At 70.9% G+C, this 13310-nt stretch carries 2 protein-coding genes; both read right to left on the bottom strand.

What is annotated here, in order from left to right:
• Window position 1 precedes the first annotated feature (1 nt).
• Window positions 2-7339: an amino acid adenylation domain-containing protein gene (locus tag AB0I19_RS11710; protein WP_357147460.1), complete on the bottom strand. Its 7338-nt coding sequence runs from the start codon at window positions 7337-7339 to the stop codon at window positions 2-4.
• 140 nt (window positions 7340-7479) lie between these two features.
• Entirely contained in the window at window positions 7480-13302 is a 5823-nt protein-coding gene (locus AB0I19_RS11715) for an amino acid adenylation domain-containing protein (protein ID WP_357147463.1), read from the bottom strand.
• Window positions 13303-13310: the final 8 nt, after the last annotated feature.

A 13310-nucleotide genomic window follows, 5' to 3' on the forward strand; every position in this document is an offset into this window, starting at 1 on the left:
CCTATCCATCCATCCCAGCCACCGCACGCCGCTGCTGCGACCGGCCGGCGTTGCCGATCATCTCACTCAACGCGACGATCGTCGCACCGGCACCTTCCCCTGGTTCGGCAACAGCGACCGCCGATTCGGTGAACACATGGCTCACCTCGTCGGCACCGTCGTCACCGGACCCCAAAACGACAGCCGCACCGGCGATTCCGGCCGCGACCAGTTCGAGCACCCCGGCCACCGAATCCGGTCTACCCGCCGTGCGAGTGCGTGATTCGAAATTCAGACCCGTGCGCTGCCCGATCCGCTCGGCCGCACCGGCCAGTTCGTCGTAGTTCAGTACCCGGCCACCACCGACGAAGGCCACGTCGTCGCCGCGCAGGGCGCGGGTGCGGTGGGCGTAGCCGATGGGGCGTGGCGACTCCGCGGCCAGTTCGGCGCGCAGGGCCGGGTCGGCCAGGTCGTACCAGTCCAGACCGTCGGGCGGGTCGAGGATGTCGAGGCTGAGCCCGAGCTTCACTTCCAGCCCGTCGGGTAGCGGCGCGTCGATGGTGAGCAGCGGCACCACCGCCGCCCCTGCCTTGAGCACCGCCCACACGGCGATGGCGGCCTCGGCACCCCGGTCGAGCCGGATCGCGACGCCGTTGCCCGGTCCCGCACCACGCGCGATCAGCGACCGCGCCAACTGTGAAGAGCGGGCGTCGAACTGGTGGTAGCTCAGTTCGGCGTCGCCCAGGTCGAGGGCAGGCGCGTCGGGGTCCTCTTCCACGGCGGCGGCCAGTTCCTGGGCCAGCGCGGCGCCGTTGGCCGACGGGGCGGGCGCGTAGGCCGCGGCGGTGAGTTCGCGTTCCTTCTCCCTGGCATCACGCAGGTCGATATCGCCCACCCGCACCGCGGGATCGGCGGCGACGGCCGCGACGATCTCGGCGAAGCCACGCGCCAGCGCGGCGACGGTGTGTTCCTCGAAAAGGTCTGTCGCATAGGTGAACACGACGCCGACCTCGTCGGGTTCGCCGGTGGCGGTGTGCGTGGGTTCCACGTTCACCTGCAGATCGAACTTGGCCGAGCGGGCGGCGGAGTCCACCGCTTCGATGGTGAGTCCCGGCAGCCGCAGGATCGGTGTCTCGTTGTTGTGGAACGACAGCACCACCTGGAACAGCGGGTTGTGCGAGACGGCGCCGGTGGGCGCCACCTCCTCCACGATCCGCTCGAACGGCAGGTCGGCGTGGGCGAACGCGGTGAGGTCGACTTCGCGCACGGTGTCGACGAATTCGGCGAAACCGCGCTGCGGCGCGACCTCGGTGCGCAGGGTCAGCGTGTTGACGAACATGCCGACCAGGTCGTCGAGCTCCGGTTCCCCCCGCCCGGCGATGGGCGTGCCGATGGCGATATCGGTGTCGCCGCTCACCCGGGCGAGCAGCACCGCCAGCGCCGCGTGCACGACCATGAACAGCGACGCGTTGTGCTCGCGGGCGATCTCGGCCAGCCCGGCGTGCACGTCGGCGGGCAGGGTGGTCCGCACATCGGCACCGCGCAGCGAGGCCTGCGGCGGACGCGGGTGGTCGTGCGGCAGTTCGATGGTTCCGGTGCGACCGGCCAGGGTGGTCCGCCAGAACGCGAGCTGGCGTGCGGCGGTGGAACTCTCGTCGTTCTCGTCGCCGAGCACCGCGCGCTGCCACAGCGCGTAGTCGGCGTACTGCACCGGCAGCGGCGCCCAGCTCGGCGAACGCCCCTCCACGCGGGCGCGGTAGGCGATCACCAGGTCGCGGGCCAGCGGGGCGAGGGAGGCACCGTCGGCGATGATGTGCTGCACCACCACCGCGAGGACGTGCTCCTCCTCGGCCAGCGGGTCGGTGTCGGGCACGGTGAACAGGCACGCGCGCAACGGAACTCGCTCGGTGACATCGAAACCACCGGCCAGCAGCCGCATCACCCGTTCGGCCGGGTCGTCGCAGGTCTCGATCGGCAGCCCGCCCGGCAGTACCGCGCTCACCGGCAGGATCTCCTGGTACGGCAGCTCGCCCGGCGCGTCGGCCGGGAAGCGGGTGCGCAGCGCCTCGTGCCGCTCGAGCACATCGGCCACGGCGTAGCGCAGCGCCGAGGTGTCGAGCGCGCCGCGCAGGCGAAGCACCAGCGGGATGTTGTAGGCCGGGGAATCCGGGTCGATGCGGTTGAGCAACCACATGCGCTGCTGGGCGGGCGAGAGCGGGATGACGCCCCGCTCCTGGGCGGGAACCAGCGGCGGGCGCGGGTTGGTGACCGCGCCGGGGCGCACCCGCGCGGACAGGGCGGCCACGGTCGGCGCCTCGAACAGGTCGCGCACCACCAGGTCGGCGGCCAGGGCGGCGTCGATGCGGGCGATGGCGCGGGTCGCCAGCAGCGAGTTGCCGCCGCGATCGAAGAAGTTGTCGTCCAGTCCGACCTCGGGCACGCCGAGCAGCGTGGCGAACACCTCGGCCACGCTCTGTTCGATCGGGGTGGTCGGCGCGCGGAACGTCGCCGCCGCGGCGAACTCGGGGGCGGGCAGCGCGGCCCGGTCGAGCTTGCCGTTCGCGGTCAGCGGCAGCCCGGCCACCACCATCACGGCGTCGGGAACCATGTACCCGGTGAGGAATTCGGCGACGGTCGCGCGGACGGCCACCGGGTCGAGGTCTGCCCCCGCCACCGGGACCACGTAGGCGATCAGCCGGTCGCCCGCGTGTTCGTCGGCACGCACGACCACCGCCGCCTGCCCGACACCGGCGACGCCGAGCAGCGCCGACTCGATCTCGCCCGGCTCGATCCGGAAGCCGCGCAACTGCACCTGCTGGTCGCCACGACCGCCGTATTCGAGGGTCGGCGCGCCACGGAAGCTGACCCAGCGGCCGAGGTCGCCGGAACGGTAGCGGCGCGACCCGGGCGGACCGTACGGGTCGGCGACGAAACGGGTCGCGGTCAGTCCCGGCTTGCCGAGGTAGCCGCGCGTCACCTGGTTGCCCGCGATGTAGAGCTCACCGGCCACACCGAAGGGCACCGGACGCAACCGGTCGTCGAGCACCGCGACCGAAAGCCCGGGCAGGGCGCGACCGATCACGCTGCCCGCGGTCGCCGACGGCTGCGGCGACAGGGCAAGGTGCGACACGTGCACCGTGGTCTCGGTGATGCCGTACATGTTCACCAGTTCGGGTGCGGCCGGGCTGTTTCCGTACCGGTCGTACCAGCGGACGAGTTTGCGCGGGTCGAGTGCCTCGCCACCGAAGATCACGTAGCGCAGCGCGAGCGGGGCGGCGCCCGCGGCCTGGGCGGCGCGGTCGGCCTCGTCGAGCTGGGCGAAGGCGGTCGGTGTCTGGCTCAGCACCGTCACCTGTTCGCGGGCGAGCAGGGCGCGGAACTCGATCGGCGAGCGCGAGGTGACGTGGTCGACGACCACCACAGACGCGCCACCGGCCAGCGCGCACCACAGCTCCCACACCGAGAAGTCGAAGGCGAAGGAGTGGAACACCGTCCACACGTCGTCGACGTCGAAGCTGAACAGCACCTGGGTATTGGCGAACAGCTCGAGCACATTGCGGTGGCTCACCGCTACGCCCTTGGGCAGACCGGTGGAACCGGAGGTGTAGATGACGTAGGCCAGATGATCCGGCCGCAGCGGGGCGTGGCGTTCGGAGGAGTGCAGCGGGGCGTCGGAATGCAGGGCGCGCTCGTCGAGCAGCACCACCGGCAGTGCCGATGCCCAGCCGTGTCCGGCGTCGCGCAGGATGTCGTATTCCGACGACGAGGCAAGCAGCACAGCGGGTTTCGCGTCGTCGACCACGTACTCCAGGCGTTGCGCCGGGTACCCGGAGTCGATCGGCAGATACCCCGCACCCGACAGCAATACCGCGAGCAGCGCGACCGGCAACTCCTCGGTGCGTGGCACCGCAACGGCGACAAGGGTTTCCGGACCGGCGCCGCGGGCGATGAGCGCGCGGGCCAGCGCCGAGGCCTGACCGAACAGGTCGGCGAAGCTCAGCGACCGCTCCCCCGCCCGCACCGCGACGGCGCCGGGGCGCTGGCGCGCCTGGGCTGCGAGGAGGTCGACCAGGGTCACCTCGGGAACCGGCACACCGGGCGAATTGCCTTCGCGGAGCACGAGTTCGCGCTCACCGGGAGCGAGGACGTCGATGTCCCCGACGGGCAGGGTCGGATCGGCGACCACGGTGCCGAGCACCCGCGCCCACCGATCGGCGAAATCGCTGACGGTGCCGCGATCGAACAGGTCGGTGGCGTATCCGAACGACACGGCCATGCCCTGCGGCGCCCCGTCGTCACCGATGTGTTCGGCGACCTCCACCTGCAGATCGAACTTGGCGATCGGCACCGTGAAATCACCGTCGCTGACGGTGAGCCCGGGCAGTTCGAGGTCGGTGCGGGCCAGGTTCTGGAAGGTGAGCATCACCTGGAACAGCGGATGCCGCGACGTCGAACGGACCGGCTCGAGCAGTTCGACGAGCCGCTCGAACGGCACGTCGGCGTGGCCGAAAGCCGCCAGGTCGCGGGCGCGGACGTCGATGAGCAGTTGCCGGAACGACACCGCCGGGTCGATCTCCGTGCGCAGCACGAGGGTGTTGACGAACATGCCGATGAGCTCGTCGAGCGCCTGCTCGCCGCGCCCGGCGACCGGGGTGCCGATGGCGATGTCGCGGGTGCCCGACAGGCGCGCGAGCAGCAACGCCAGCGCGGTGTGCACCACCATGAACACGGTGGCGTTGTGTTCGCGCGCGAGGTTCTGCAGGCCCGCGTGCACCGAGGCCGGGACATGGATGTGGTGCAGGTCGCCCTCGTGGCTCGCGACGGCGGGGCGCGGCCGGTCGGCGGGGAGTTCCAGCTGTTCGGGCAGGCCGGCGAGGGTGTCGCGCCAGAACGCCATCTGGGTGGCGAGCAGCGAATGCGGGTCGTCCTCGCGGCCGAGCAGTTCGCGCTGCCACAGCGTGTAGTCGGCGTACTGCACCGGCAGCGGCGGCCACTGCGGCGCGCCGCCGCCGCGTCGTTCGGCGTAGGCGGTGAGCAGGTCCCTGGTGAGTGGGGCGAAGGAGAACCCGTCGGCGGCGATGTGGTGGATCACGCACGCCACCACGTGTTCGGACTCGTCGAGTTCGAAGATGCGGATCCGTACGGGCGGTGCGGCGGTGACGTCGAAGCCGGTGAGCACCGTGTCGGCGACGGCGTCGGCCAGCTCGGCCTCCTCGATCGCGACGACCTCGAAATCCGGGGTGGCCAGCGGGTCGCCGGGCGCGAGGATGAGCTGGTGGCCGTGGCCTTCCAGCACCGGCCCGTCGACACCCTCGATGGCCGGGTACACCGTGCGCAGCACCTCGTGCCGGGTGGCGAGGTCGCCGATCGCGGCTTGCAGGGCAGGCAGATCCAGGCGCCCGTTCAGGCGGATGACGAGTGGGATGTTGTCGACGGCCGAGGACGGGTCGAACCGGTTGAGGAACCACATCCGCTGCTGGGCGTAGGACAGCGGGATCTGTGCGGGTCGCGACCGGGCGACGAGTGCCAGCGCGCCCGCCGAGGTCCGCTGCTGTTCGGCGCGCTGGGCCAGCGCGGCGACGGTCGGCGCCTCGAAGACGGCCTGCACGGGCACCCGCACGTCGAGTGCGGCACCGATGCGGGCGACGGCCTGGGCGGCCAGCAGTGAGTCGCCGCCGAGTTCGAAGAAGTCGTCGTCGGCGCCGACCCGGCCCGCGCCGTCGCGCAAGAGCAGCGCGGCGAACACATCGGCGACGGCCTGCTCGGCGGGTGTGGCGGGCGCGCGGAAACCGCGAGCGGTGAACACCGGGGTCGGCAGCGCGGCGCGGTCGAGTTTGCCGACCGAGTTCAGCGGCAGCTTGTCCAGGACCATGATGACGGCCGGAATCATGTACGCGGGCAGTGATTCGGCGAGGAATTCGGCCAGCTCGCCGGTGTCGACCGTGCGTCCGAGACGCGGCAGCACATACGACACGAGACCGGTGGCCCCCGACGGCATGGACTTGCCGAGGGTGACGGCGTAGTCGAGGTCGGGATGGGCGGTGAGGGCGTTGTCGATCTCGCCGAGCTCGATGCGGAACCCACGCACCTTCACCTGGAAGTCGGTGCGGCCGAGATACTCCAGGGTGGCAGCGGATTCCACGCGACGCACCAGGTCACCGGTGCGGTAGAGCCTGCCCGGCCCGAACGGCGAGGCGATGAACCGCTGCGCGGTGAGCCCGGGCTTGCCGAGGTACCCCTGCGCCAGCGCCGGACCCGAGAGGTAGAGCTCGCCCACCACGCCCGCGGGCACCGGCCGCAGCCGCGCGTCGAGCACGAACAGGCCCATGCCGGGCACGGCGGTGCCGAGGGTGATCGGCTCGTGCGGGTGCAGGGCGGCGGTGCTGGTGGCGAGGATGGTCGCCTCGGTCGGTCCGTAACCGTTGTGGAAGTTGCGGCCGTCGACCGCCCAGCGGCCGACCAGTTCCGGCCCGAACCGGTCGCCCGCCACGACGACGGTGCGCAGGTCGGGCAGCCCGGCCGGGTCGACCGATTCCAGGGCGCCGGGCGTGATGAGCAGATGGGTCACGCGCTCGCGGCGCAACAGATCCGACAGTTCGAAACCGCCGAACACGCGCGGCGGCGAGATCACCAGCGTGGCACCGGAGGCGAAGGTGAGCAGCAGCTCGAGCACCGAGACGTCGAAGTTCGGCGAGCACACGTGCAGCACTCGCGATTCCGGGCCGACCCCGAAGTTCTCGCGTTCGGCCGCGACCAGCGAGGCCAGACCCGCGTGGGTCACCACCACGCCCTTGGGTTTGCCGGTGGAGCCGGAGGTGTAGATGACGTAGGCCGGGTGGGCCGGGTCGATCTGGCGCACCCGGTCGGCGTAGCTCACCGCGTGCGCGGGGTGGGCCGCGATGCGCTCGGCGACGACGGGGTCGTCCAGCTCGATCCAGTACAGGCTGGTCCCGAGGCTCGCCCGGTGGGCGGCCGTGGTGAGGCCGAGGGTGGCGCCGGAATCGACGGCGATGTGCGCGATCCGGTCGCTGGGGTAGGCCGGGTCGACGGGCACGTAGGCGGCGCCGGTCTTGGCGACCGCCCACACCGCGAGCACCGATTCGATGGAGCGGGAGATGCCGACGGCGACCACGTCGCCCGCGCCGACACCACGGCCGATCAGTTCACGGGCCAGCCGCGAGGAGCGTTCGTCGAGCTCACGGTAGGTGAGCACCTGCTCGGCGCCGGGCATGCCGGTCGGGTTGTAGCGCAGCGCGACGGAATCGGCTGCGGACTCGACAGCAGCCGTGAGCAACTGGCCGAACAGCGCTCGACCGCCGGTTCGACGACGTTCACGGCCAGCGCGGCGGGGGCTTTCCACAGACCAATACACCTCTCGCGTCCGACGAGGCCGAACGGGACACAGCATAGATCTCTACATTGCACCGCCGACCGTCGCCGAGGTGTGCGCCATGACACACCGACTCTCTGGCAACAGAATCGTAATCTGCCGCCCGCCCGTTACGTGGTGCTATGCCCAGACCCGCTGATGACCTGGTGCAGAACCGGTCCGATGACGGTCGGTGCCGGGTCGGCGAGCATGAGCTGATGTGTGGCGCCGACGGGGTGATCGACGATGACCCCGCTGACGTGGTGCCGCCACCGCGAAGCGCCGCCACGGTCCACGCCACCGGTGTCCATGGCCGTGAAATAGGTGAGCGATCCGTCGAACCGGTCCGGGACGAGTTCGGTCACCAGCGCGACCGAACGCAGCGCGCCCCGGTACATCGCCACGAAATCGTCCCGTGAGATCGGCAGGTCGGCCGCGAGGGTGGTGTGCAGAGCGGCCACGGCGTCATCACCCAGGTCGGCCAAATCCTCGGCCGACGGGAGCTTGTCGTCGGGGATGCCCAGGTCGAGCAGGGCATGACGCAGTTCGGCGCGGAAGTCGGTGAGGTCGGCGCCGGGCACACTGTCGAGCATGGTCAGCGAGGCGACCGTCTCGCCCGCTGCCTGCAGTCGGGTGGCGACGGCGTGGGCGAGCACACCGCCGAGCGACCAGCCGAGCAACCGGTACGGGCCGTGCGGTTGGACGGCGCGGATTTCGGCCACATAGCGGTCGATCAGTTCGTCGGGGGTACCGGGCTGGAAGCCGGGTTCGCTGAGGGCGGGTGACTGGATGCCGACAACCGGGCGGTCGGCCGGGAGGTACGGGACCAGCGACGAATACGCCCAGGCCAACCCGGATACCGGATGCAGGCAGAACAGCGGTTCCGGACCGCCGACTCGCGTGCCGCCGCGGGCGGCGTCGTTCAGTGGCAGGACGACCGACAGCGCGGCCGCCAGATCCTGCTGTCCCGAACCGCCGAGACGCTCGGCGAGACCACCCACGGTGGGGTCGGCGAAGAACGCGGCGACGGTGAGCGCGGTTCCGGTGCGTTCGTGCAGGCGGTGGACCACGCGGGTAGCGAGCAGTGAGTTGCCGCCGAGGGCGAAGAAGTCGTCGTCGAGGCCGGGGTCGCCGACACCGAGCACCTCGGTGAAGACCTCGGCGACCGCGATCTCGTCGGCGCTTTCCGGCGCCCGGTACCGGCGCGGTTCGATGACCGGCGCGGGCAGGGCGGCACGGTCGAGCTTGCCGTTGGCATTGAGCGGCAGCCCATCGAGGACGACGAACGCCGACGGCACCATGTACGACGGAAGCACCTGCGCCACCGCGTTTCTGGCGACGGTCGCGGTGAGTTCGGCGCCGGGGGCGGGCACCACATAGGCCACCAGCCGGTCACCGAGCTGGGGGTCGGTGGTGGCGAGCACCGCCGCCTGGGCCACTTGCGGCGCCGCGAGCAGGGCCGATTCGATGTCGCCGAGTTCGATGCGGAAGCCGCGGATCTTCACCTGGAAGTCGGTGCGGCCCCGGTAGTCGAGTTCGCCGACCGCGTTCCAGGCCACCAGGTCACCGGTGCGGTACATGCGGGCGCCCGGTTCGAAGGGGTTGGCGACGAAACGATCGGCGGTGAGGTCGGGGCGGGCGAAGTAGCCTCGGGCGAGCTGGTCGCCTGCCAGGTACAGCTCCCCCGCCACGCCCGGAGGCACCGGCCGCAGGCGGGCGTCGAGCACGTAGACGCGGCTGTTCCATTCCGGCGCGCCGATCGGCACCGTGGTGCGGTCGGCGGCGGTGACGCGGTGGTCGGTGATCGAGACCGCCGCCTCGGTCGGCCCGTACAGGTTGTGCAGGGCGGCGTCGGTGGCGGCGAGGAAACGCTGAGCCGTGTCGGCCGGGAGGGCTTCGCCGATGGCGAGCACGCGGCGCAGCGAAACCGGAAGCGCGCCCGCGCATTCGGTGAGCAGGGCGTCGAGCATGGACGGGACCACGTGCAGCGTGCTCACCTGCTGATCGGTGAGCACCCGCAGCAGGTAGGCGGGGTCGCGGTGCCCGTCCGGTGCGGCGATCACCAGTTTGCCGCCGCTCACGGCGGTGGTCCAGAACTCCCAGACCGAGAGATCGAAGGTGGCGGCGGTCTTCAGCAGCACGGAATCGTCGCTGGTGAGGCCGAAATATTCGGTCTTCCACAGCAATTGGTTGACGATGGCGCCGTGCGGCACCGCGACGCCCTTGGGCTTGCCGGTGGACCCGGAGGTGAAGACGACGTAAGCCGTGTTCTCCGGCCGCAGACGGCCCCGCCGCTCACGTGCCTCGATCGGACTCGCCGGATACCCGGCGAGGTCGAGTGTGTCGATCGCGACGGCATCGCCGAAACCGTCACGCGTGGTGGTCAATACGCACACCGGCGCGGCGGTGTCGAGGACGTGGCGCACTCGTTCGGCGGGCTGATCGGGATCGAGCGGAACATAGGCCGCTCCCGCCTGAGCCACCGCGTACATGGCGACGACGAGATCCACGGACCGCCGGATGGCGAGCCCCACCCGGTCCTCCACACCGACGCCTTGCGAAATCAGGTGCCGTGCAAGCTGGTTCACCCTCGTCGCGAACTCGCGGTAGGTCAGCTCGGCACCGTCGGGAGCGACCGACGCCACCCGATCGGGATACCGCGCGACCGTCTCGTCGAACAACGCGGGCAACGTGGTCGACGGGCACTCGTGCCGAGTGTCGTTCCAGTCGTGCAGGATTCGAGTGCGTTCGTCCTCGGACAGCAGGTCGATTTCGTCGACTGGCCGCTCGGGTGCGGCCGCGATTCCGGCGAGTACCCGCGCGAACCTGTCGGCGTACACCCGCGCGGTCTCGGGCTCGAAAAGATCGGTGGCGTAGGTGAGTACACCGTTGATGCCCTGGGCCGCGCCTTCGCTGTCGTAGGCGTCGGCGACGATGGCATGCAGGTCGAACTGCGAGACCGCCAGGTCCACGTCAACGCCTTCGACATCGGTCTCCCCCAGCTCGAGCCCGGTGCGGGTGAGGTTCTGGAAGGACAGACCCACCTGGAACAGCGGGTGCCGCGCGGTGGAGCGAGCCGGATTGATCGCCTCCACGAGTCGTTCGAACGGCAGGTCGGCGTGGGCGAACACCTGCAGGTCCGTTTCCCGCTGCCGCGCGAGCAGATCGGTGAACGGTTCGCCTGCGTTCAGGGTGGTGCGGAAGACGAGGGTGTTGACGAACATGCCGATGAGGTCGTCGAGCGCGGCCTCACCACGACCGGCGACGGGGGTTCCGATGGCCAGGTCATCGGTACCGGCCAGCCTACCGAGAGTCACGGCGAGCGCGGCGTGCACAACCATGAACAGGGTGGCGCCCTGCGCACGTGCCAGGGCGAGCAGCGCGCGGTGGGTGTCGGCGTCGATCTCGATCGGCACCCGGCCACCGGCCAGCGACTGGACGGCCGGGCGCGGATGGTCGGCGGGCAGGTCGAGCTGGTCGGGCAGCCCGGCCAGGGCCGTGCGCCAGTAGTCGAGCTGGGCCGAGGCCAGCGAATCCGGGTCGTCCTCGTTGCCGAGCAGCTCGCGCTGCCACAACGCGTAGTCGGCGTACTGCACAGGCAGGGGCGCCCAGTCCGGCGCGGTACCCGCCGAACGGGCGCCGTAGGCCAGCATCAGATCCCGGCTGAGCGGGGCGAGCGAACTGCCGTCACCGGCGATGTGATGCACGACGACCGCGAGCACCGATTCCTCCGGACCGAGCTGGAACAGCGCGACCCGCAACGGCACCTGACTGCGCACATCGAAACCGTGCGAGCCGAGTTCCCGCATGGCCGTAGGCAATTCGGCGGCCGTCAGGGTACGCACCTCGAGCCGGGGTGTCGCCTCCGACGGATCGAGGATCCGCTGCACCGGCCCGTCGTCGGTCTCGGGGTAGACGGTGCGCAGGGTTTCGTGCCTGGCCACCAGGTCGGCGACGGCCGCGTCGAGCGCGGCCACGTCGATGGCGCCGGTGAGCCGCACCGCCATCGGGATGTTGTAGGCCACCGACTGCGGATCGAACTGGTTGAGGAACCACATCCGCTGCTGGGCCAGCGACAGCGGGATCCGGTCGGGCCGCTCGCGGACCACCAGCGCCGGACGCGCACCGGCACCGGCGGATTCGGCGAGTCGACGCGCCAGCGCCTCCACCGTCGGCGCCTCGAACAGCAGCCGCACCGGGAATTCGGTGTCGAGGGCGGCACCGAGCCGGGCCGCGACCTGGGTGGCCAGCAGCGAGTTGCCGCCGAGGGCGAAGAAGTCGTCGTCGAGGCCGAGTTGGGTGTCGGCGTCGAGCACCTGGGCGAAGGTGCCCGCCACGATCTGCTCGACCGGGGTGACGGGCGGGCGGAATTCGGCATGCTCGAGCACCGGCGCGGGCAGCGCCCGGCGGTCCAGCTTGCCCACGGGGGTGAGCGGGATGGTGTCGAGTTCCATCAGCACGGTCGGCACCATGTGCGCGGGCAGGCTGCGTTCGGCGAACGCGGTGAGCTCGGCGGTGTCGACGACGGCACCCGGGGCGGCGTGCACGTAGGACACGAGAATAGTTGCGCCGCTGTCGAGTTCGTGGCCGACGGTGGCGGCGAAGTCGAGGCTTTCGTGCGCGGAGAGCACGGCGTCGATCTCGCCGAGCTCGATCCGGAAACCACGGATCTTCACCTGGAAGTCGTTGCGCCCCACGTACTCCAGGGCGCCGTCAGTGGTCCAGCGGACCAGGTCGCCGGTGCGGTAGAGCCGGGAACCGGCGGGCTCGAACGGGTTCGGCACGAAACGCGACGCGGTGAGCCCCGGCCGCGCGTGGTAACCGCGGGTGAGCTGGGCGCCGGTGATGTACAGCTCGCCGGTGACACCGGGCGGCACCGGGCCGAGCCGATCGTCGAGCACGTATTCGGCCACACCGGCCAGCGGTCCGCCGATGGTGAGCGGATCACCCGGTTTCAGCGGCACACTGATATTGGTGACGATGGTGGTCTCGGTCGGCCCGTACACATTGTGGAACTGCCGCAGACTGCCGTCGGCCAGCGGAATCGCCCAGCGCCGCAGTAGATCCGGCGGACATGCCTCGCCGCCCACCGCGACCACCCGGAAGTCGTCGAGACCGGCCGGGTCGATCGAGGCGAGCGCGGCCGGGGTGATGAAGGCGTGACTCACCCGCTCCCGGCGCAGCAGCGCGGCCAGTTCGTCACCGCCGAACACACTCGGATCGACGATCACCATGGTCGCGCCCGCACCGACGGCGAGCAGCAGTTCGAGAATGGACGCGTCGAACGACGGGGACGCGAAATGCAGTGTCCGCGAGTGTGCTTCGACCCCGTAGTGCTTGCGCTGTTCGGCACTGAACCCGGCGAGCCCGGCCTGCGACACCGCCACGCCCTTGGGCAGACCCGTCGAGCCCGAGGTGTAGATGACGTAGGCGAGGTCCTCGGCGCGGATCTGGCGCACCCGGTCGGCATTGGTGATCGGCACACCGGAGAACTCGTCGAGGCGCGCCACCGTTGCCGCGTCGTCGATGGCCAGCCACTGCACCTGGGCGGGCAGCCGCTCGGCCGCGCTCGCGACGGTCAGCCCGAACACCGCCCCGGAATCGGTGACCATGTGCGCCACCCGGTCCGGCGGGTAGTTCGGGTCGACGGGCACGAAACCGGCACCGGTCTTGGCCACCGCCCACACCGCGAGCACCGACTCGATCGAGCGCGGAATCCCCAGGGCCACCAGGTCGCCCGCGCCGATCCCGCGCGCGATGAGCAGGCGCGCGATGCGGCTGGACCGCTCGTCGAGCTCGGCGTAGGTGAGGCTACCGAGGGTGCGGGTGGCATCGGCGAGCACCACGGCGACACCGTCGGGAGCGGTCTCCACGGCGGTGGCCAGCAGCTGCGGCAGCGCGGTCACCCGGGCGCGGCGTGTGCGCACCGGGCGAGTGCGTACCGGTCGTGTCATCGCGAATC

The organism is Nocardia sp. NPDC050413, assembly GCF_040655475.1.
GTDB classification, from domain to species: Bacteria; Actinomycetota; Actinomycetes; order Mycobacteriales; family Mycobacteriaceae; genus Nocardia; species Nocardia coubleae.